This window comes from Streptococcus oralis subsp. dentisani, from assembly GCF_007475365.1.
GTDB lineage: Bacteria > Bacillota > Bacilli > Lactobacillales > Streptococcaceae > Streptococcus > Streptococcus mitis_AX.
Map to the genome: position 1 here is coordinate 1,378,995 of NZ_CP034442.1, position 20,949 is coordinate 1,399,943.

19 protein-coding genes are annotated in these 20,949 nt (G+C 43.4%); 2 read left to right on the plus strand and 17 right to left on the minus strand.

All coding sequences use genetic code 11. The features are described 5' to 3' along the window. Positions 1-7 precede the first annotated feature (7 nt). The 12 genes from EJF26_RS06910 to EJF26_RS06965 form a co-directional block, all read right to left on the minus strand. Positions 8-814: a metal ABC transporter permease gene (locus tag EJF26_RS06910; RefSeq protein ID WP_000950026.1), complete on the minus strand. Its 807-nt coding sequence runs from the start codon at positions 812-814 to the stop codon at positions 8-10. After that, a complete protein-coding gene (locus tag EJF26_RS06915; RefSeq protein ID WP_001269482.1) occupies positions 807-1,511 on the minus strand; it encodes a metal ABC transporter ATP-binding protein in 705 nt (234 codons plus the stop codon). The genes EJF26_RS06910 and EJF26_RS06915 overlap by 8 nt, the downstream gene beginning before the upstream one ends. Further along, positions 1,511-1,951 carry a zinc-dependent transcriptional regulator AdcR gene (gene adcR / locus EJF26_RS06920; protein ID WP_001249328.1) on the minus strand — a complete coding sequence of 147 codons (441 nt, stop codon included), beginning with the start codon at positions 1,949-1,951 and terminating at the stop codon, positions 1,511-1,513. The genes EJF26_RS06915 and adcR overlap by 1 nt, the downstream gene beginning before the upstream one ends. A 140-nt stretch (positions 1,952-2,091) precedes the next feature. Further along, complete coding sequence (dltD, locus tag EJF26_RS06925; RefSeq protein ID WP_000919833.1) at positions 2,092-3,360, minus strand: D-alanyl-lipoteichoic acid biosynthesis protein DltD; 1,269 nt, start codon at positions 3,358-3,360, stop codon at positions 2,092-2,094. Continuing rightward, the gene (dltC, locus tag EJF26_RS06930) at positions 3,353-3,592 is read right to left on the minus strand and encodes a D-alanine--poly(phosphoribitol) ligase subunit DltC (RefSeq protein WP_000351970.1); all 240 of its coding nucleotides are present in this window, start codon (positions 3,590-3,592) and stop codon (positions 3,353-3,355) included. Before dltC ends, dltD begins: the two co-directional genes overlap by 8 nt. Positions 3,593-3,604: 12 nt before the next feature. Further along, positions 3,605-4,849 (minus strand): D-alanyl-lipoteichoic acid biosynthesis protein DltB, encoded by a 1,245-nt coding sequence (gene dltB, locus EJF26_RS06935; RefSeq protein WP_000970397.1) that lies wholly within the window; start codon positions 4,847-4,849, stop codon positions 3,605-3,607. Beyond that, positions 4,846-6,396: a D-alanine--poly(phosphoribitol) ligase subunit DltA gene (dltA, locus tag EJF26_RS06940; protein ID WP_004246545.1), complete on the minus strand. Its 1,551-nt coding sequence runs from the start codon at positions 6,394-6,396 to the stop codon at positions 4,846-4,848. Before dltA ends, dltB begins: the two co-directional genes overlap by 4 nt. A gap of 20 nt (positions 6,397-6,416) precedes the next feature. After that, positions 6,417-6,548: a teichoic acid D-Ala incorporation-associated protein DltX gene (locus EJF26_RS06945; protein WP_025168981.1), complete on the minus strand. Its 132-nt coding sequence runs from the start codon at positions 6,546-6,548 to the stop codon at positions 6,417-6,419. 231 nt (positions 6,549-6,779) lie between these two features. Beyond that, positions 6,780-7,484: an MIP/aquaporin family protein gene (locus EJF26_RS06950; RefSeq protein ID WP_000975173.1), complete on the minus strand. Its 705-nt coding sequence runs from the start codon at positions 7,482-7,484 to the stop codon at positions 6,780-6,782. A 70-nt stretch (positions 7,485-7,554) separates the two neighbouring features. Next, positions 7,555-9,381 carry a type 1 glycerol-3-phosphate oxidase gene (gene glpO, locus EJF26_RS06955; protein ID WP_000395890.1) on the minus strand — a complete coding sequence of 609 codons (1,827 nt, stop codon included), beginning with the start codon at positions 9,379-9,381 and terminating at the stop codon, positions 7,555-7,557. A gap of 193 nt (positions 9,382-9,574) precedes the next feature. Next, positions 9,575-11,083, minus strand: a complete 1,509-nt coding sequence (gene glpK, locus EJF26_RS06960; RefSeq protein ID WP_000076801.1) for a glycerol kinase GlpK — start codon at positions 11,081-11,083, stop codon at positions 9,575-9,577. Between the two features lie 156 nt (positions 11,084-11,239). After that, positions 11,240-12,667 carry an AcpB/EbpR/MafR family transcriptional regulator gene (locus tag EJF26_RS06965; protein ID WP_000280560.1) on the minus strand — a complete coding sequence of 476 codons (1,428 nt, stop codon included), beginning with the start codon at positions 12,665-12,667 and terminating at the stop codon, positions 11,240-11,242. 164 nt (positions 12,668-12,831) lie between these two features. Here EJF26_RS06965 and hslO point away from each other — a divergent pair, with 164 nt between their 5' ends. Together hslO and dusB are read left to right on the plus strand one after the other, a co-directional pair. After that, a complete protein-coding gene (hslO, locus tag EJF26_RS06970; RefSeq protein ID WP_000357861.1) occupies positions 12,832-13,704 on the plus strand; it encodes an Hsp33 family molecular chaperone HslO in 873 nt (290 codons plus the stop codon). Then, positions 13,691-14,671 (plus strand): tRNA dihydrouridine synthase DusB, encoded by a 981-nt coding sequence (gene dusB, locus EJF26_RS06975; RefSeq protein ID WP_162284874.1) that lies wholly within the window; start codon positions 13,691-13,693, stop codon positions 14,669-14,671. Before hslO ends, dusB begins: the two co-directional genes overlap by 14 nt. Before the next feature lie 66 nt (positions 14,672-14,737). On the opposite strand, the gene EJF26_RS06980 is transcribed toward dusB, so the two are convergent. From EJF26_RS06980 to EJF26_RS07000, 5 genes are all read right to left on the minus strand, one after another. Further along, positions 14,738-15,421 carry a hypothetical protein gene (locus EJF26_RS06980; protein ID WP_000730902.1) on the minus strand — a complete coding sequence of 228 codons (684 nt, stop codon included), beginning with the start codon at positions 15,419-15,421 and terminating at the stop codon, positions 14,738-14,740. Positions 15,422-15,747: 326 nt separating this feature from the next. Further along, positions 15,748-16,521, minus strand: a complete 774-nt coding sequence (locus tag EJF26_RS06985) for an NUDIX domain-containing protein (RefSeq protein WP_000763400.1) — start codon at positions 16,519-16,521, stop codon at positions 15,748-15,750. 1 nt (position 16,522) lies between these two features. Further along, positions 16,523-17,302 carry a nicotinamide riboside transporter PnuC gene (pnuC, locus tag EJF26_RS06990; RefSeq protein ID WP_000736879.1) on the minus strand — a complete coding sequence of 260 codons (780 nt, stop codon included), beginning with the start codon at positions 17,300-17,302 and terminating at the stop codon, positions 16,523-16,525. 9 nt (positions 17,303-17,311) lie between these two features. Continuing rightward, on the minus strand, positions 17,312-18,370 hold the full coding sequence (locus EJF26_RS06995; protein ID WP_000730577.1) for an AAA family ATPase: 1,059 nt from the start codon (positions 18,368-18,370) through the stop codon (positions 17,312-17,314). Positions 18,371-18,516: 146 nt separating this feature from the next. After that, positions 18,517-20,949 (minus strand): ATP-dependent Clp protease ATP-binding subunit, encoded by a 2,433-nt coding sequence (locus tag EJF26_RS07000; protein WP_001109714.1) that lies wholly within the window; start codon positions 20,947-20,949, stop codon positions 18,517-18,519.

The following is a 20,949-nucleotide window of genomic DNA, read 5'->3' on the forward strand; positions in this document are numbered from 1 at the left end:
CATTCTCCTATTTGATAAAACGTTTCAGTAGACTGACTAACAAAAAGACAGCTACAAAGATAATGGTGATACTAGCGCTGGCAGGTGTTTCCGCATAGTAGGAAATATAAAGTCCTGCCACCATTCCCAAAAAGCCAATAGCGCTGGCTAGTAACATAACGGATTTGAAGTTTTTCCCCATACGAAGGGCAATACTAGCCGGCAAGACCATAATGGTCGACACCAAAAGAGCCCCCGCAGCTGGAATCATAAGGGCAATGGCCACCCCTGTCACCATGTTAAAGAGGATAGACATAGTACGAACTGGCAAGCCATCCACAAAGGCCGTGTCCTCATCAAAAGTCAGGATATACATTGGTCGCAAGAACAAGAAAGTCAAGAGTAAAACGACCGCCGCAATGACAAAGAGGAAAATCACCTGCTCCTGGCTAATGGTCACAATAGATCCAAAGAGATATTGGTCCAAACTCATGGAGCTCGAACTTTTACCCTTACTCATCACGATAAGAGACACTGCAAGCCCTGTAGACATGAGGATGGCTGTCCCGATTTCCATAAAGTTCTTATAGACTGTCCGGAGATACTCTAGAAAGACAGCAGCGATCAAGACAATAGCAATGGTTGAAATGGTTGGAGAAATTCCCAAAACCAGACCAAAGGCTACCCCTGACAGAGAAACGTGACTGAGGGTATCACTCATGAGACTCTGACGACGTAAGATAAGGAAGGTCCCAAGAACTGGAGAAAAGAGACTCATGGCAATGACCGCCAAGAAGGCACGCTGCATGAAGTCATAGGATAACAAACTAAGCATGGTCCACCTCCTGGTCGCTTTCGTGAACGTTGAAACAACGCCACGGCGAGTCTTGATTGCGCACTAGATGGATATTGCGATCCGCATAGTCCTTGACCTCCTCAGGATCATGGGTAATCATCAAAACAGCCTTGCCATGATGGTGGGCACTATGGTGCATGAGTTCGTAAAATTCATTTTTGCTTCCAGCATCCATCCCTGTTGTCGGCTCATCCAAGACAAAAATATCTGGGTCAGAAGCAAACATCCGAGCAATCACTGCTCGTTGCTTTTGGCCTCCAGAGAGGGAGCCAATTCGTTTGTCACGGTGTTCCCACATACCAACTGAGTCTAGACTGGCCTTGATATGCTCCTCATCATGGGCATTCAAGCGACGGAACCAGCCCTTCCGTGGATAACGACCCGACTTGACAAATTCATAAACCGTACTTGGAAAGCCAGCATTAAAACTGGCTATCTGCTGGGGAAGATAAGCTATCCTTAACTTTTTTCCATGAGTATTTGTCTTTGAGATGGTTACTTTACCAAATCTTGGTTGCAGGATACCTAGGCTCGCCTTGATAAGCGTCGTCTTGGCAGCTCCATTTTCACCAGTCAGGGTGACAAACTCCCCGCTATCAACACTGTAGTTGATGTGCTCGAGGACAGGCTCTTTGTCATAATAGAAAGACAAGTCCTCTACTGTAATATACCGCATTATTTGATTTCTCCTACTAAAGCAGTTAAAAACCGCTGGATAACTTCTTGTTCATTTGGAGTAAACTGACTTGCTACTTGTTCATAGGCTAAGAGCGTGTGTTCATGATGATGGTGGTGTTCCTCTGCCACTGGTCGAGCTAGTTCTGTCAGTTGGTAAAAAATCACACGCGCATCCTTAGGATCTCTCGATGTCTCTAACATGCCCTCTTTGACCAAAGACTTGATAGCCTTGGTTACTGCCGCCTGACTGACATTAAGGCGACGGGCCAACTCCGAGTTGGTTAGGGATTCTTCTGATAAGAGCATGAGGATGTGTTCCTGAGTATTAGTTAAGGCAACGTCACTTGTGCAATGCCCGATCAGAATTTCATGCTGGTTCTCAGATCTCAAGATCACCTCGTTTAAAAAGTTATCGATTTCCTGTGCAAGCTGTCTCATGTGTTACTCCTTCCCTAGCTATCTTTTTTGTAAAAAGCATAGATAGCCACCGATTCTTTACTGGTTAATTATATCACAAATCAAAAAAGAGTCAAGGGAGAACATGAGAGCACATTTCACACTTGAACTCTTTTGATTTGTTATTGGAAGTCTTTGATATTTCCATCATAGGTCGCCCAGTCCTTACTGAAGAAGCGGTCATTCATCTTGTAGTCTGGAGCTTGTTTTGGATCCGTCAAGAAGGGATTCACAACCTTATCAAAAGCCAACCAGCCCAACCAACCTAAGTGGATGGTATCCTTGATAAAGTAAGGATCCCCTCCATTTTTTGAAAAGTCAGCAATGTTGGTAAAGCCTTGACTTTCTAACTGGTAACGAATTTTCTCCACTGCATGTTGATACATTTCTTCACTGAGTTCTGTGTATTCCATCCATTTCTTGTTGACGGGCTGGATAACAAAGAGCACATTGACTTTTGATTTGGCAAATTGATTGAGAACCAGCTGCAAATCATTGTATTCAGACGACTTTAGGAAGTTATAATTTTTTTGATACCCTTCCCATTTTTTTAAGTCTTTTTTGACCTCATACGTGTAGAAATGATTCTCCATCCCCATATCGTTATTGGTCGTATTTGCCTCTGCATCCTTACGGGCAATTTCTTCTAAAGCATCATAGGAAAACTGATCAGGAAGATCTTTTAAATAGTTTTCTACATGTTCTTTGTACTTGAGTTTCCCCCGAATGGAAAATTGACCAAAAAGAGAGGACTGCTTTTCATTGAATCGTGCAAAGAGGTTGATGATAAGTCGATCAGCATCTGACAAGTCCTCTCCTTTTGAAAGCTTTTGAAGGATGCCTTTTAATGCCACACTCGGGTTCTGCTTCAACAAACGCGTCGCAGCATGCTTAGCCGAAATGTCCCCAGATTGATTTTCCAAAAAAGCTGTCAACTGGTCACTATTAAAGAATCTCTGAAACGCTGCTGGCTCGTAATCCGTCTCTGTAAACCACTGAGGAGAGATGACAAACACCGCCTGCTTTTCCTCAATTTCTGGCAGAATCTGCTGCAAACCGAAATATTGGTTAAGCGAGGCCGCTCCTGCCTGACCCATAAAGTAAGGGCGATAGGGACGATTGTATTTTTCTGCTAAAACAGCTGGATGGACACTATCAAATCGAATCCATTCACTTGACCCTAAAAAAGGGACAAAACGCATATTGGGATCCGTTAGCGCCCTCACTTTTTGACTTCTCTCTTTAAAACTTTCCCTACTGATGGAAGCAGCAGAGTATTTCTCCTCCATCAGATTGTGGCTTTGTTTACTAGGAAAGAAATAGATGAGCAAAAGAACCAAAAAAGCTGCAGCAAAGATGGGCCCGAAGATCAGCCACAAGCGTTTAAGCATTCTTCAACTCCGCAATACCTTCTACGATTTTATTAGCTGTATTCCAGTCATCACGACCGAACTCTGTCACTGGAACACGAATGTCAAAACGGTTTTCAATCTCAACAATCAATTCAACCGTTCCCATACTATCCAAGACACCGGCATCAAAAAGATCTTCATCCATCATGTCAGAAACATCTTCCATAAACAACTCATCAATAATTTCAATAACTTCTGATTTGATATCCATTTTTATATCCTTTTATTTTTTAAACCACAAATCATTCAAAAATCCAGAAAAGATTAAGAATGAAACCATCACGACATGGAAGGTGACAACCATGCCAAGCAACTGAATCCAGCGATTCTCAGGTAAGGAAGCCTTCCCAGCTTTTTTCCGTTCTTTATTGAGCGCTTTTTTCTTACGAACCCAAGCGTCATTGATAACCAGCCCAATCCCATGAAAAAGTCCATAGGCGATGTAGTACCAGGTCACTCCATGCCAGAATCCCATAATCAGCATATTGAGAATATAGGCTACACTTGAGGTCACATTGCGATTTTTAAAGACCTTCTTTCTGGTCAACACCATGACCATCCGCATAAAGACAAAGTCACGGAACCAGAAAGACAGACTCATGTGCCAGCGATTCCAAAACTCTTTTAAATCCCTTGACAAAAAGGGCGTGTTAAAGTTGACAGGACTATGAATACCCATCAAGTTTGAAATGGCTAAGGCAAACATAGAGTAGCCCGCAAAGTCAAAGAACAGTTCTAAACCGAAGGTATACATAACTGCAAGAGCATAATGGTTAAAGAAACCACCTGTCTGCAAGGCCAAATTTTTCAGCGGAGGCAATAATGTCTCTCCTAAAATATGCGCCAAGATAAACTTGTAGAGGAAGCCAAGCATGATATACTTGACAGCCTCTTCTAGCATATCCATCAGCTCATCCCGCTCAGGAATGGTCTCGTAATTTTCATTGAAACGTTTAAAACGATCAATGGGACCACTTGAGAAAGTCGGCATAAAAAGAAGAAAACGTAAGAATTGCCAAATCGTTAAATCCTTGATGACACCGTCTCTCAACTCAACGATAACACCAACTGCACGAAAGGTTAAGTAAGAAATCCCTAAAAAGCCAAACAAAGATTGAGGGCCATGAATAGCAGGAGATACTTTCACAAAGACGATAGGCAATAGGGATAAAAAGCTAACTAGATAAAATATCCATTTACTATCTCGCTTTTTCCTGTACCTTTTGTAGAAAGATACAAGTAGTACTTGCCAGATAACATAAAGGATAAGAGTGCTTATTTGATCGGTCTTTCCACCGACCAACATGGTGACGATAAAGAAGAGACTAACCAGCACCTCATACCAGGCAAAACGTTTCTTGAAAAAGAGTCCGATAAATATCGGTAGGGTCGCAGCAATCACATACAAAAAATAATAAAGATTGCCATAAGGTTCCAAATGAGGTAGCTGTTTGTAAAGCTCCATCATCTACTGTTTACCTCGTTGATCAAGCCCTTGATATCAATTTTACCATTAGGCGTTAGTGGCAAACTGTCTCGATAGAGAAACTTGGATGGCATCATATAAGACATCATGATATCTGCTAGGTCTTCCTTGATAGCCTTGGTAATATCGATATCACGCTCAAACTGCTCGCGGACACCGTCCTTTAGGATGACATAGGCCAGTAGATTTTGTACCTTGTGGTCCTTGTTATAACGTGGGACAGCAACGGCCGACTCGATATAGCGAGATTTGTTGAGGTTTTGAGAGACATCTTCAAGCTCAATGCGATAACCATTGAACTTAATCTGGAAATCCATACGTCCACCGTAGAGAAGCAAGCCCTCATCTGTCATAGTTCCTACATCCCCTGTATGGTAGGCCGGAAGACCTTCGAACTCAAAGAAAGCTTCTGCCGTTTTTTCAGGATTATTCATATAGCCTTTTGAAACAGCTGGCCCAGAAACAATGATTTCTCCCTGTTCACCATTTGGCAGCTTATTGCCTTCCTCATCAATGATAAAGGTTGGAGAATCAGCCTTGGTATAGCCGATTGGAAGGCGTCTGAGAGTCGCCAACATCTCGTCTGTCACAGCAACTGCTGACAGAGCCACTGTTGCTTCTGTTGGACCGTAGGCATTGATAATACGGGCATTTGGGAATCGCTCACGCAGTTTTTGAGCTGTTTTGACCGTCAATTCTTCACCATCAAAGTAGAAATGCGTGATTCCAGGCATTTTCTCACTGTTAAAGTCTTCTGATAACATGGCCATATCTGCAAAGGAAGGCGTTGAGGTCCAGATAGCGATTGGTAGTGAAAAGATAGTTGCAAAGAGTTGCTTGAAGTCCTGAGTAATGGCTGAAGGAAGAGCGAAAAGCGTACCACCTAGTGCCAAGGTTGGCGCCCAGTACATGACAGATAGGTCAAAAGAATAAGGGGGCTGAGCCAGCATTTGCGGACGACTTGGCGTCGCAAATTCTTTGTCTGTAATCATCCAGTTGGTAAAACTGAGGAGATTGTCATGGGAAATCTGCACTCCCTTTGGCTTACCAGTCGTACCAGAAGTAAAGATGATGTAGTAGTTATCATCTCCCTTGACTGGATGCGTGATCTCATAGCTAGAAGCTTGAGCAAAAGCTTCTTGAACTTGCTCTAAATTCAGCATCGGTGTGCTAGTTTGCTCTAATGGAAAATCCGAGATGGCAATAATCAAGCTTGGCTCTGCAACTCCTACGATAGCAGAAACTCGTTCCAAAGCCGAATGGCTGTCAATGGGAATATAGGCATGACCCGACTTAGTCAGCGCTACAAAGGTAGCCAACATCTCATATTCCTGACCACCAAAAACGACGACTGGAGATTTCTCAGGCAAGCCTAGTTGGTCTATAGCTGCAGCCAAACTATCCGAATCAACCTTCAAATCTCCATAAGTATGCTCTTGCCCCAAAACGTTGTAAACAGGGTAGCTTGAATGTGTCTGAGCAAAGTGCTCAATCGTTTCAATCATATCTTTTATCGGTTTATTAGACACAGTTCTTCTTCTCCTTTAAACTAGAACTCATTATAAATAAAGGTTCCTTGACTCTGACCAAGGTAACTAAAAAAATAAAGCAAACCAAGTAAGATTACAAAATATAGGACGGTCTGTCCCAAAAACATATACAATTTTCTGTGTTTTCCCATAGTTAGTGTGTTCAATTTTCTATGATTTTTCAAAAAAGCTATGCAACTATGCATTTACTATCTTATCTTCCTAACATTTTACCATTTTATCAACCTTTTTTTCAACTGTTTACCATAACTTAAAAGTTCGTTTTAGCTTATTTTAAGATAAGTTAAAATATTAATGTTTTGGCCATCAAAAAAGAGCCTGAGATTTCCATCTCAAACTCTGTTGCCAATAACTCTTTTATCTTAGAAAAGTGAAAATACGAGAACTGCTAGGGCCGCACCAACAACAGGCCCCACAACAGGAATCCAAGCATAAGACCAGTCTCCGTCTCCCTTGTTTGGAATTGGTAAGATGCTGTGCATGATGCGAGGACCAAGGTCACGAGCTGGGTTCAAGGCATAACCAGTTGTCCCACCTAGTGAAAGACCGATGCCGACAATCAAGGTTCCCACTGCAAAGGTCCCTAAACCTGCTTGAAGGTCATAGAGTCCCAAGGCAAAGATTGTCAAGAGCAAAACAAAGGTACCAAGGATTTCGCTAACCAAGTTCGATACTGTGTCCTTGATGGCTGGTCCAGTACTAAAGGTCGCTAGGATATTTCCTGCATTTTCTTCTGCCTCATAATGTGGTTTGAATTGCAACCAAACCAAAATCTGAGCCACCATCGCTCCTGCGAATTGGGCTAGGATATAAGGGAAAACTGAACCCCAAGAGAGCGTTCCTTTTAAGGCCATCGCAAACGTCACAGCTGGATTTAGGTGGGCCGGACTGAGCGTGCCAGATACAAAGGCCGCAACGGCTACAGCAATTCCCCATCCCATAGTGATGACAATCCATCCTGAATTGTTACTCTTAGTTTTGGGAAGAACCACACCTGCAACAACACCATTTCCTAGGAGGATAAGGATTAAGGTCCCCAAAAATTCTCCAAATAATTCTTTCATCATATCTTTGTCTCCATTTAAAAGAAGGAGAGAGAAGGCAAGGAAGGCTTGTCTCCCTCTCTTCTAGTTTTTCTTAATTTTTCAATGCCGCTAGATCGTTGTTAGCAAGGGCTGCTTCAACATCCGCACGGTAGGCTACTTTTTCTTCTTCGGTCCAATCATAAAATCGTCCCATTTCATCCAGAACTGGCTCAACGATGCTATCTAAACTATCACGCATAAAGAGCATGTGGTTAGTACGACGAAGGAGGAAGTCAACTGGGCTTAGAGCCAACTCATTACGCATTGCATAGTGAAGGGACAAGGTATCTGCCAAGCTGAGTCCTGGCGCTTGTTCCAAGCTGTGAGCAAGGGCAAAGACCTTCGGTGCATTTGAACCGTAAAGATTTGCGAGATACTGGGCTTCCTTGCTATCCAAACCACGTGACACTCCAAGTTGAGCAAAGGCTTCAATTTCTGAGTCCACATTTGCTGGGTTCAATTCTCCACCTGAAACAGGATAAGTCTTCGAGTTGATCAGTTTAAAGCTGCGGTCAAATTCGACTTTGAGGATGTCAACCACACGCTCCATAGCTCCTTCAGCCATCTTACGGTAGTCTGTGATTTTACCACCAGCAAGGGTCAACAAGCCATTATCATCACGGTCCAAACTCGAACCACGAGAAACTGCAGATGGATCCAAATGTTTCTCAGATGTGCTGCTTTCAAGCTTGCTGACAGCAGATTCAACATCTTCACGCGTTTTTTCTTTCGAGAGATAAGCTTCGACAGTCGCAATCAAGCTATTGAAGCTCTCATCGCTAATGGCTCCGTTATTTCCTCCATTGTAGTCAGAAGCGCTATTACCTGCAATCAATGGACGAAGACCAGCCCAGCTGCTTTCGATATCATCAATGGTAATGTTTGCTTCTGGGAAGCGGTTGTTGACAATACCAAGTAGATAATCTACATCTTCCTGAGTCACTTTTGGATGTTCCAAATCGCCTGTGTAGTCTGTATCCGTTGTACCAAAGTAAGTCTTGTTTTCACGTGGGAGAACAAAGACCATACGCCCGTCTCCCAAACCTGTGTCAAAGTAAACCGGCTGTGAAACCTTGATCTTGCTTGAATCCACTACCAAGTGAACTCCCTTAGTTGGTCTCATTTGTGAGAATTGCGTACCCTTATTAGACAAATTACGAACCTTGTCGCTCCAAGGACCTGTCGTGTTGATAGCCAGACGAGCCTTAATTTCAAAGACTTGGTCTGTCAACAAATCACGAGCTACAACACCTGTAATCTTGCCGCTTTCGTCAAAGAGGAAGCCTTCTGCCTTAACGTGGTTGGCAATGAGGGCACCGTCTTGGTTGGCACGTTTGATGTTTTCAATTACGAGACGCGCATCGTTGTTACGGAAGTCAAGGTAAACTCCACCTCCTACCAAACCTTCTTTCTTCAAGTTTGGTTGACGTTCCAAGACTTGATCCTTGCTCAAGACCTTGTTAGCAGCTGGCGTATTGCTAACACCTGCCAAAAGGTCGTACAAGTCCATGGCTACTTTGAGACGGAAGAGGCTAAAGGTCGCTCCATCCTCATCGTAAACTGGCAAGAGCATTGGGTCTGGTTTTGGAATGTGTGGGGCGATTTGTTGAACCACCGCACGCTCAGAAACTGTATCTGAGACCACCTCCACGTCAAATTGCTTGAGGTAACGCAGACCTCCGTGGACCAATTTTGTTGAACGGCTAGATGTTCCTTCTGCGAAGTCCTGCATTTCAATCAATCCAGTGTCAAGACCACTAGCGGCCGCCTGCAAGGCTACACCAGCTCCTGTTATCCCTCCACCAATAATCAAGAGGTCTAGGGTACGTTCCTGCATTTTTTTAATTGATAATTCACGTGTTTTCTTTGAAAATTCCATATTTACACACTTTCTAACTGTGTCGCTTTATTCTTCCAGCATTATACTCTTCGAAAATCTCTTCAAACCACGTCAGCGTCGCCTTACCGAATGTATGGTTACTGACTTCGTCAGTCTTATCTATAACCTCAAAGCAGTGCTTTGAGCAACCTGCGGCGAGCTTCCTAGTTTGCTCTTTGATTTTCATTGAGTATTAGTCATCGATTTCCGCAAAGACTTGCGTTGCTTTCACAGCCTTCTTCCAGCCCTTGTAGAGTTGTTCCTTGCGCGATTCGTTCATGGATGGCTCAAAGAGTTCTCCAGTCTCATTTAAGAGTTTCAACTCATCCAAGTCTTTCCAGTAGCCTACTGACAAACCAGCTAGGAAGGCTGCTCCTAGGGCAGTTGTTTCCAAGTTTTTGGCGCGTGCGATGTCGATTCCCAAGATGTCAGCTTGGAACTGCATGAGGAAGTTATTCATAGCTGCACCACCATCTACTTTCAAGACTTGGATAGCTGTCTGAGCATCCACTTGCATCGTATCAATGATGTCACGCACTTGATAAGCGATAGATTGCAAGGTTGCCTTGATAAAGTCTTCTTTGCTTGTTCCACGAGTTAAGCCAAAGACCGAACCACGAGCATTTTGGTTCCAGTATGGAGCCCCTAGACCTGTAAAGGCAGGTACGACATAAACTTCGTCATTGTTGTGAGAATTGAGAGCATATTTTTCAGACTCTGGTGAATTTTCAACCATGCGAAGTCCATCACGAAGCCACTGAATGGCACTTCCTGCGATGAAGATAGAACCCTCCAAAGCATAGTAAACCTTGCCGTTGATTCCATAACCAATCGTTGTCAAGAGGTTATTTTCAGACAACTGCATCTCTTCACCAGTGTTCATAATGATGAAAGAACCTGTTCCATAAGTATTTTTGACCATACCTGGTTCAAAAGCCAACTGACCGAAGAGGGCTGCCTGTTGGTCCCCAGCCATACCTGAGATTGGCACTTCTCCACCATAGAAATGGAATGGAGCAGTCTTTCCATAGATTTCAGAGTTAGAACGAACTTCTGGAAGCATGGCCTTAGGAATGTTAAGAATTTCCAAAATCTCATCATCCCATTTGAGTTCTTTAATGTTATAGAGCATGGTACGAGCCGCATTGGAGTAGTCGGTCACGTGAGCCGCACCATCAGTCAATTTCCAAACCAACCAAGTATCAATGGTACCAAAGAGCAATTCTCCTTTTTCAGCTCGCTCTTGAGCTCCTTCTACATGGTCCAAAATCCAACGAACCTTAGTCGCAGAGAAGTAAGCATCAATGATCAAACCAGTCTTTTCATGAAATTTTTCCACATAACCTTGGCTTTTCAGCTGTTCAGCCAGAGGAGCAGTCTGACGAGACTGCCAAACAATCGCGTTGTAGATAGGGAGCCCTGTTTTCTTATCCCAGACGACAGTTGTTTCACGCTGGTTGGTAATCCCGATGGCCTTGATTTGACTTGGTTTCACACCACTTTCGATGAAAGCACCCGCGATAACTGACTGAACAGAGTTCCAAATTTCATTGGCATTGTGTTCTACCCAACCTGCTTGAGGGAAAATCTGAGTGAACTCTTTTTGACTAGAGCTGACCTTTTCTCCTTTTTTGTTAAAAATGATGGCACGAGAACTGGTCGTTCCTTGGTCAATAGCCATGATGTATTTTTCTTGTGACATGTGCTGTCCTCCTGATAAAATCTTGAGGTGGTTCCTCTTTACAGTAACTAGTATATAAAATAAAGCGCTTTCTTGTTCATCAATTTTTTTAAAATTTTAAAAAAATGTGAGGAGATTGTGCGAATTTCACAAAAAAGACCTGAAAATTCAGGCCTTTTAAGCAAAGAGCATCTGACGAATCTTCGCCAAATCCTCCATATCCAAATCATTTTTTAAATAATAGACCAGAGTCTGTTCTTTCTTATGAATCGGGTTGTTGGTAATCAACAAATCATAATGTCGACTAGGATCATAGGCTTCTATGGTAATGAAACGATTGTATTCCAAATACCGTTTCAAAATGGCAGCCATCCTTGAAAAGACAAGAAAACCAGATGTCAAATCCAGACCAATCCTCATATGTTGGCCACCATTTTCTGCCATATACTCTATCAACTGGAGCCATTCCCAGAGAATTTTCTTATCCAGGTCGGTCCCCTGATGAAAGGCTGACAAGATATGAAAAATTCTCTCTGCAGTCCCTCTAAAATCATGTTCCATCAGCAAATAGGGATGGCGATTCTCTGTCTGGTATCTGTACTGATCTTGCAAGATATAGCCCTTGTATAGATAAACTTGACCACAGAGCTGGCTGAGTTCATAGGTGACATGGTCCTCTGTGTAGTCCCCCAGCAGCTCCTCCTTCTTCATTTCCTGGATCATTTGTGTTAGTAAAGCCGCAAGTTCTCCCCCAAATCCAAGAATATACTCCATAGTATGAAGTGGCAAAATGCGATGAGAAAGGAGGAAAGAGAAGAAAATCATCATCTCCCCATCCTCAGTTCCTAGAGGGATGTGTTGCCCAGCAAAAAAAGACGGAGCCTTTCGAAGCAAACGAAGATAGAAAATATTGTCAAAATACCCTCTCATTTTTTCTTCTATGACTTGAAACTGACAGGCATTGACCCGAAGACGCTGTTGACTGATATGAGCCCAGAGAACCAAGTCCAATTTCTGGCCCGAAGACAAGCTAGCACCGCAGATTTCTTCTAAGCTGGCAATCTCTTGTTTTCTCTCAGCTTTCTGCATGTGACCTTCCCACTCCCGACTGGACCAAACCTTGCGGAAAAGACAGAAATAGAAATAGCGAATCTGATGCTCCGGACCTCGCCAACGACCATTTTGAATAGATAAATCAAATTCTGACAAAATCTGATTTAAACTAGCCAAATGGCGACCAAGCGTGGCCTCGCTAATCATCAATTCTTGAGTCAACTGATGAGCTAGAAACTGTTGGTGATAGAGAAGGTAAACCAAAATTTGGTATTTAATGGCATTGTCTAAAAACAAGCTCCGAATCTCTCTCCCCTTGGTAGCTGCACCAATCGACAGACGCAGATTTTCATCTTCCAAGTGGATGGTCAGCTCTAAACCTCTTTCCAAGGCATTTTCGTTAATCAGAGAAATGTACTTGGTTAAGGTCGCCTTTGAAAAACCTGTTTCTTCCATAGCTTTCTTGACTGTTGTCTGCGAATCTTGTAATAGAAAGGAAAGGACTAAAAATTGACCAGATTCAGCTTTTTCCATCAAATCACCTAAATACATTTGTTACCCCTTTCATTTTCTCCTACAAGCATAGCATAAATCTTTCAAATGCTGAAATAATCTGTTTCTCATTTTATTTTAAGGCCGATTTTCTCGTCACTATTCCTCAGAAACAGCAAACACACGGCTCCCCCTTTGAGCATTTTTATGCTAAAATAGTAGCTATGGATAAAATTATTAAAACAATATCAGAAAGCGGAGCCTTTCGTGCTTTTGTCCTTGATAGCACGGAAACCGTCCGCACTGCTCAAGAAAAACATCAAACTCAAGCCAGTTCAACTGTTGCACTTGGCCGTACCCTTATCGCCAGCCAAATTCTCGCAGCCAATGAAAAAGGAAATACCAAGCTAACGGTTAAAGTTCTTGGAACGAGCTCTCTCGGTGCCATCATCACGGTCGCAGATACTAAGGGCAATGTCAAAGGCTACGTTCAAAATCCAGGTGTTGACATCAAAAAAACTGCAACTGGTGAAGTCCTTGTCGGACCTTTTGTCGGAAATGGTCAATTTCTCGTTATCACAGACTATGGCACTGGAAATCCTTACAACTCCATGACTCCTCTCATCTCTGGGGAAATCGGTGAAGACTTGGCATACTACCTGACTGAAAGCCAACAAACCCCTTCAGCAGTCGGCCTCAATGTTCTTTTGGATAAAGACGACAAGGTCGAAGTTGCCGGTGGTTTTCTTCTCCAAGTCTTGCCAGGAGCCAAGGAAGAAGAGATTGCTCGCTTTGAAAAACGCATCCAAGAAATGCCAGCTATCTCGACACTTCTTGAAAGCGACGACCATATCGAATCTCTCCTCAAAGCTATTTATGGTGACGAATCATACAAACGCCTATCTGAAGAAGAAATCCGTTTCCAATGTGACTGCAGCAAAGATCGCTTTTTAAACGCTCTTGCCAGCCTTCCAAACTCAGACCTTGAGGAAATGAAAGCGGAAGATCACGGGGCAGAAATCACTTGTCAATTCTGCCAAACAACTTATAACTTTGACGAAAACGACCTGGAGGAACTCATTCATGACAAATCTTAATACACCTTTTATGATTGGCAATGTTGAGATTCCCAATCGTACTGTTTTAGCACCCATGGCTGGAGTCACTAACTCAGCCTTTCGCACCATCGCAAAAGAGCTCGGAGCTGGACTCGTTGTCATGGAAATGGTCTCTGACAAGGGCATCCAATACAACAATGAAAAAACCCTTCACATGCTTCATATTGACGAAGGAGAAAATCCCGTGTCAATCCAACTTTTTGGTAGTGATGAAGACAGCCTCGCACGCGCAGCAGAATTCATCCAAGAAAACACCAAGACCGATATCGTCGATATCAACATGGGCTGCCCTGTTAACAAAATCGTGAAAAACGAAGCTGGCGCTATGTGGCTCAAGGACCCAGACAAGATCTACTCTATTATCAATAAGGTCCAATCTGTCCTTGATATCCCCCTCACTGTCAAAATGCGTACAGGCTGGGCTGACCCATCTCTGGCTGTAGAAAATGCCCTTGCTGCTGAAGCAGCAGGTGTTTCTGCCCTTGCCATGCACGGCCGTACCCGCGAACAAATGTACACAGGTCACGCAGACCTCGAGACCCTTCACAAGGTTGCTCAAGCTCTGACCAAGATTCCATTTATCGCCAATGGTGACATCCGTACGGTACAAGAAGCCAAACAGCGTATCGAAGAAGTCGGGGCTGACGCTGTCATGATTGGTCGCGCAGCCATGGGAAATCCCTACCTCTTCAATCAAATCAATCACTATTTTGAAACGGGAGAAATTCTCCCTGATTTGACTTTCGAGGACAAGATGAAAATCGCCTACGAACATTTGAAACGCTTGATTAACCTCAAAGGGGAAAACGTAGCCGTTCGTGAATTCCGTGGTCTCGCTCCTCACTATCTTCGGGGAACATCTGGTGCAGCCAAACTTCGCGGCGCCATTTCACAGGCCAGCACATTGGCAGAGATTGAAGAACTCTTGCAATTAGATAAAGTATAATACACAAAAAACCGTAACTCGCTTGGAGTTTACGGTTTTTTAGTTCCTAGGAAAACCTAGATACTATTATTGAATCAAGGCAACGCTCGAAACTTTACCATCCGCACCTGTTGTAATTTGGATGATTTTTCCTCCACCGATTTTGGCATTATACTTGCCATCATCAAGAGTGTAAGAGTAGCCTCTAATAGAGTAGTTTTCTTTCTTTCCATCTGCAGTTTCTACTGTAAATTGGCCCCCTGATGAAACCGTAATAGTTTCGCCATTCGCTCCCTTCCAGTTGCCTGCAGCTGCTGAGAAATCACCATCGACCATGGTTAAAACACCCTTGTAGCGTTTGTTGTGTTCTGCTTGCTTGTCTTGAAGTTTGCGGTCAGTTGTTGGATCATAGCTTGACTGGTTAGACTGGGCTTGAGAGCCTTGCTGAGTTGACGGAGCCTGAGAAGGGGCTGGTTGACTAGGAGTTGCTTGTTCTTGTCTTGATTCAGGGGCTGGTTTCGCTTGTGACTGATCTGCTGTTGTAGAAGATTGATCAGAAGATGCTTGAGCTTTTTCAGATGAAGCTGAGCTTGAAGATTTTTGAGTCTTGCTTTCTTTGTTAGAAGAAGCTGCTTTAGAACTTGATGATTGGCTTGTCTTTGCAGAGCTGCTGGTTTGAGTGGTTTCGTTTTTATTTCCACAAGCTCCCAGTAGCAAGGTAGAAGCCAATACAGTTGCTGCCATCAATTTGATATAGGTTTTCTTTTTCATTTTTCGCTCCTTTGTAATATTTTTGAAACACCAAGAAATCTTTTTGTAATATAATTGTAACATTAGGCTTTAGATCTGTCAACTATTTAGAGAAACTAGTTTAAAAATTTCAGCAAATTGAATTAAAATTGTTCCCTCCACCATTTCTATTCGTAATCAAAACGAAAAAATAGAAAATTTCTTAGATTAGAGTCATTTTTTTTACATCACTCTTGTGTAATCGCTTGCATGATTTTGGATAAAGGCCTACAGTACTATTGAAATAGGATAAAAACATCTAATAATAGCAAATAAAGAGGCCGGGACAAAGTTCCCGACCTCACTTTTTATTTCAATTGATAGGTTTTTCTTGGTTTCTTTTTGGGTACTCGTTTGAGTCCAACTTCTTCTACATATTCGCCGTATTTTACGAGAAAGTTATTGCTGACGATGGGGCGACCGGGGTTGATGAGATTGACCAGTTCAGTTCCCTCGTAGACAGTGAACTCTTCCTCTAGCAGATAGAGGAAGGTTGGATTCCAGTCGAGACGGCCTTGGATTCGTTTGATGGATTCTTGGATAATGGCATAATGGTCAAAGGCAAAGGCTCTCTCGTCCAGCTCGACTCCCTCAAGGTAGCATTTGCCTGTCTGGAAATCGACATCTACAAAAACCACATCCTTGGCATCGTCACCTGCCTGAACCAGTTCTAATGCACGACTAGGTAGGTACACTAAGTGGGCAATGGTCACTGTCCAGCCCCGTGGATCACGACCGGGGGTCGATACGGTCATCAATTGCTCGATTTTTTCCAAAGGTAGATCGAGATCGACTTCTTCTCTCACCTCGCGTTGACAGGCATGTGCAGCATCTTCTCCCTTGTCCATAAAGCCTCCAACTAAGGCCAAACAGTTTTGATAAGGGTGGGCCTTGCGACGAATTAATAAGAGTTTGATCTTTCCTTCAACAAAGCAGTAGGCTACCATATCCACCGTCACACTTGGTTTTTCGTATTGAGGGAGTTCCTGCTTGTAGTACCAATCCAAAAACTCCTCCTGACTGGCATGGATTTCATAATATTCTTTTTCCGTCATCCCTTCTGGAATCTTTATGTCTGCCATCTTATGCCTCCTTTCGAACTGCCTTAGTCCATTGGTACCAACCCACTAGACTGTTGAGTGTGTAAACCCAGTACATCCCTTGAATGTGGATATTTTCACCCCACCAGAGATAGATACTAAAGAGATTGGTTGCAATCCAGAAAATCCATTGCTCACGGTAGAGACGTGTCATCAAGAGCTGACCAACACCATTGGTCGCATCGGTTACACTATCACGGAAAGGTCGAGCACTATTGATACTTTGATAAGCCAAGCCCATACCAATCCAGATAATAGCAGTCAAGGCCAAGTACTTGAGCCAGTCAAGAACAGATAATTTCTTAGCTTCAAAGTGGGATTCTTCTGGTTTTTCCTGTTCATTGATACGATTGGACAGCCAAGCATAAAGACCAATCGGCTGCATGACAAAGAAGTAAACAGTCGTCAAGACTTCTCCATAAAAAGTCGCATTCATGGCCAAGATCAAGTAGATTGCCGAGTTAATGGCCCCAAAGAGATAATTGCTTGCACGCCCTTCTGCTACTAGGATAACACAGACAATCCCAGTCCAGGATGCAAATAAGCTCAGCCAATCATGACTTTGCGTATTTTGCGTGAATTCCAAGATCAAGGGAACACTTGACAGGGCAATGAGATACAACCACTGGAAAAGGCTACGGCCGACAAAGAGATCTTTCCATAGCAAGCGCATGATCCCTGCAAAACCGATCTTACGGGCTTCGGCATGGACATTTTTAAAGTTTTCGATAAATTGTGTGATTTTTTCAGTTAGTTTTTTCATATTTTTCTCCTAATCTGCTTGGTAAATGGCATCAATAGCCACTTTTGCTGCTTCATAATTGCCTAGATAATCCTCCGCTAGATAAACTAGTGGAATGTTGGTTAAATATATCTCTCTCATCTGATCCAAATGCTGGGAAAAACTGTAGCGAATGTGGTCTTCTGCCATGGTCATATCTCTAAACCCGTCATTAACATAGGAACCCACAGGCTGCACAAAGAGAATCAAATCCCATTTTTCCTTGGCCAAGATAGAGGCAAAGAGATTGTCAAAGGTTTCTCCTGATAAGTCCCCTTGGTCCTCAGTCTCCATGTAATAGTCATAGTAACCCTTGGTTACCAAGGAGTTGGTATCGGCTATCACTAGACCTCGATTGGCATTGCTGTCGATTAGTTTTGAGGTCTGGTCATACTGTCCCAACAGGAGATAGTAGTAATCCTTTGGAGTCAATTCATCATCGCGGACGTTATTTTTAATCTGATACTCACGCGCGTATTCCAGACTGACGGGCGCATCGTAATACCTAGCCAAATCCTTTGCTAAAGTAGTCTTCCCATTGCTGGCACTTCCCATAATCAACACTTTCTTTGTAAACTGACGACGGAAGGGTTGAGCGATGTATTTCCAATATTTGCTTGGATTTTCTCGAATCATAGTCGCCGTGATACCAAACTTTCTTTCTTGCAGAACGGTCTCAAATCCACGTTTAGCTAGCTCTTGCTGGTATTCTTCTTCTCCCACAAAAAAAGTCAGTTCTTGCTGGGTTTCATCATAGGAAATCTCCGCTAACATCTGGTCCAACCACTCCTGCCAGCCCATAGGATAACGGGGAAGATTGGTCTCATCCAGCTTGCAGACAGAGGTCAACTCGTCATCACGAAAAGCCTCTCGGATATAGCGAAATCGTTTTTGCAATGTCAACCCAACCTGCTCACCACGGTCTCCCTCATAGCCTGACACGACTACCCAGACCTGCTCACACTGACGCTTCGCTCGCTGAATCAGATCGATATGCCCTTGATGAAGCGGAGCAAATGTTCCAAACACCACTGCAGTTTTCTTTTTCATAAACGTTTTACCTTTTTATAATTTTTGATATTTTTATTTTCTATGTTTTTATTATATACTATATTTTTGTTTTGTCAATAGTTTTTTTATCATTTTTTATAAAAAAGTAGCAAAAAAGAATCAGGATTGCTCCTGACTCTCCATTTTTAAGCAATATCAAATTTTAATTGACCAGCTTTGACACCGATCTTGAGGGTTCTTCCTGCTACCAGTTCTCCCTTAAGGAGGAGTTCTGCCAACTTGTCTTCCACTTCTGTTTGCAGGGTTCTACGAAGTGGACGAGCTCCCATTTCTGGATTGTAACCTTTGCTTGCCAGTAACTTCAACGCTGAAGCTTGCAGTTTCAAGTCGATACCCTTCTCTGCCAGGCTAGCAATTAATGGTTTAACCATGATCTTAACGATTTCCTGCATGTGTTCGCTATCCAAGCTATGGAAGACCACCTTTTCATCAATACGGTTGATAAACTCTGGTCGATAAGCTTTTTTCAACTCTTCAAAGATTCGTTTTTCCATATTTTCCTGGTCAAAACGAATATCCTTGGCCCCAAAGCCGACCGTCTTGTCATCACGAAGAGCCGTCGCACCAAGGTTTGACGTCATGATGATAATAGTATTTGAAAAATCAACCTTGCGCCCCTTGCTATCTGTCAAGACACCGTCGTCCAGAACCTGCAAGAGGACATTAAAGATGTCTGGGTGAGCCTTCTCTACCTCATCAAAGAGGAGAACGGAGTATGGTTTGTTGCGAACCTTCTCAGTCAACTCCCCACCTTCTTCGTAGCCCACATAGCCTGGAGGAGCTCCATTGAGACGGCTGGCCGCAAATTTCTCCATATACTCACTCATATCAAAGCGGATAAGGGCTGATTCGTCATCAAAGAGGACTTCTGCCAGAGCCTTGGCCAATTCGGTCTTACCGACACCCGTTGGCCCTAGGAACATAAAGGAACCAATTGGACGCTTGTGACTGCGAATACCTGACTGATTGCGGCGAATCGCACGACTAATACTTGAAACAGCTTGATCTTGTCCGATGACACGTTTGTGCAACTCCGCTTCCAAGTTCAGATATTTCTTAGCATCTGTTTGCGTCAGTTTTTGAACTGGAATCCCTGACAAGCGACTCAAGGTGGTCAAAATATCAGATTCTGTCACCAAGTCTTTATAGACAGGGACTTCCTGCTCTTTTGCGATTAACTGGGCAGCTTGTTTCCACTTGCCATCCATCAAGGCCTTGTCAGCTGGACTCAAGTCGGATTCGTCTGCTTTCACTTGCTTGGATTTGTTTTGCACTGTTGCTGCTGCTTCATCTAAAAGGTCGATAGCAGAGTCTGGTAAGTGACGACTGGTCAAGTAACGATGCGCCATCTTGACAGCTGTTTCAACGGCTTCATCTGTGATTTGCACACGGTGGTGTTTCTCATAGGTCGCTTTCAAACCTTGCAAAATAGTCATACTGTCAGCTAGACTTGGCTCTTCAATCGTCACTTTTGCAAAACGACGAGAAAGAGCTGCGTCTTTTTCGATGTGTTTTTGGTATTCTTCCTGAGTGGTTGCACCAACCGTTCTCAGAGTTCCGCGAGCTAAGGCTGGTTTCAAGATATTGGCAGCATCCAGAGTCGAATCAATACCGCTTCCAGAACCCATAATGGTGTGAAGTTCATCAATAAAGAGGATCACTTTGCCATCTTCCTCGATATCCTTGATGATATTGTTCATGCGCTCTTCAAAGTCACCACGAAAACGTGTCCCCGCAACAACATTCATCAAATCAAGCTCCAAAACGCGCATCTTAGCCATTTCCGCAGGTACATCCCCACTGGCAATACGCTGAGCAAGTCCAAGTGCCAGAGCTGTTTTCCCAACACCAGCATCACCAACCAAGACAGGATTGTTCTTGGTTTTACGGCTCAAGATTTGAATCATACGTGAGATTTCCTTGTCTCGACCGATAACTGGCTCTAACTTGCCAGAGCGCGCTTGCTCCGTTAGGTCATGCGTGTAATCCTCTAAACCGCCACTTTGAGCTTGAGGCATACCCATCATATTTGCCATGGAATTTTGTTTGTCAGTTACTGTGCGATGACGTTGACGCAAAGCCTTAAGGTCTTCACGACTCCATCCTGCACGCTCTTCTAGATTGCGACGAAGAGCAGCAATTCTGACCTGATCTTTCTGGTCTTCATAAGAAAAGCCTGCTCTCTCCAAGATGCGAGTTGCCAAGGCATTGCCATCATGCAAAATCGCATAGAGGACATGCTCTGTCCCTAGCACCTTAGCATGGACCACTGAGGCCACATACTCTGCTTCTGCAAAGAGAACCTCCAAACGATGGGAAAAAGGCAATACTGTAAAGGTTTCGTCTTGGCTATAATCCGTTTCAGTCAGTTCCAACGCAACCTCTTCTAAACGGTCCATTTCATAAGGATAATCATTTAGAGTCGCCCCTGCTACACTGTAACTGTGATTGGACATGGCAATCAATAAATGCCAAGACTCTAGATATCGAGCTCCAAAATGGCCCGCAACCATGTAGGCACTCTCGATACATTCATTCAATGCTTTTGAATAGTTCAT

Bases quoted from the DNA above. Each gene is read 5' to 3' on its own strand.
- EJF26_RS06910 (WP_000950026.1), bottom strand. From the start codon at position 814: ATGCTTAGTTTGTTATCCTATGACTTCATGCAGCGTGCCTTCTTGGCG.
- EJF26_RS06915 (WP_001269482.1), bottom strand. From the start codon at position 1,511: ATGCGGTATATTACAGTAGAGGACTTGTCTTTCTATTATGACAAAGAG.
- adcR (WP_001249328.1), bottom strand. From the start codon at position 1,951: ATGAGACAGCTTGCACAGGAAATCGATAACTTTTTAAACGAGGTGATC.
- dltD (WP_000919833.1), bottom strand. From the start codon at position 3,360: ATGCTTAAACGCTTGTGGCTGATCTTCGGGCCCATCTTTGCTGCAGCT.
- dltC (WP_000351970.1), bottom strand. From the start codon at position 3,592: ATGGATATCAAATCAGAAGTTATTGAAATTATTGATGAGTTGTTTATG.
- dltB (WP_000970397.1), bottom strand. From the start codon at position 4,849: ATGATGGAGCTTTACAAACAGCTACCTCATTTGGAACCTTATGGCAAT.
- EJF26_RS06945 (WP_025168981.1), bottom strand. From the start codon at position 6,548: ATGGGAAAACACAGAAAATTGTATATGTTTTTGGGACAGACCGTCCTA.
- EJF26_RS06950 (WP_000975173.1), bottom strand. From the start codon at position 7,484: ATGATGAAAGAATTATTTGGAGAATTTTTGGGGACCTTAATCCTTATC.
- glpO (WP_000395890.1), bottom strand. From the start codon at position 9,381: ATGGAATTTTCAAAGAAAACACGTGAATTATCAATTAAAAAAATGCAG.
- glpK (WP_000076801.1), bottom strand. From the start codon at position 11,083: ATGTCACAAGAAAAATACATCATGGCTATTGACCAAGGAACGACCAGT.
- EJF26_RS06965 (WP_000280560.1), bottom strand. From the start codon at position 12,667: ATGTATTTAGGTGATTTGATGGAAAAAGCTGAATCTGGTCAATTTTTA.
- hslO (WP_000357861.1), top strand. From the start codon at position 12,832: ATGGATAAAATTATTAAAACAATATCAGAAAGCGGAGCCTTTCGTGCT.
- dusB (WP_162284874.1), top strand. From the start codon at position 13,691: ATGACAAATCTTAATACACCTTTTATGATTGGCAATGTTGAGATTCCC.
- EJF26_RS06980 (WP_000730902.1), bottom strand. From the start codon at position 15,421: ATGAAAAAGAAAACCTATATCAAATTGATGGCAGCAACTGTATTGGCT.
- EJF26_RS06985 (WP_000763400.1), bottom strand. From the start codon at position 16,521: ATGGCAGACATAAAGATTCCAGAAGGGATGACGGAAAAAGAATATTAT.
- pnuC (WP_000736879.1), bottom strand. From the start codon at position 17,302: ATGAAAAAACTAACTGAAAAAATCACACAATTTATCGAAAACTTTAAA.
- EJF26_RS06995 (WP_000730577.1), bottom strand. From the start codon at position 18,370: ATGAAAAAGAAAACTGCAGTGGTGTTTGGAACATTTGCTCCGCTTCAT.
- EJF26_RS07000 (WP_001109714.1), bottom strand. From the start codon at position 20,949: ATGAACTATTCAAAAGCATTGAATGAATGTATCGAGAGTGCCTACATG.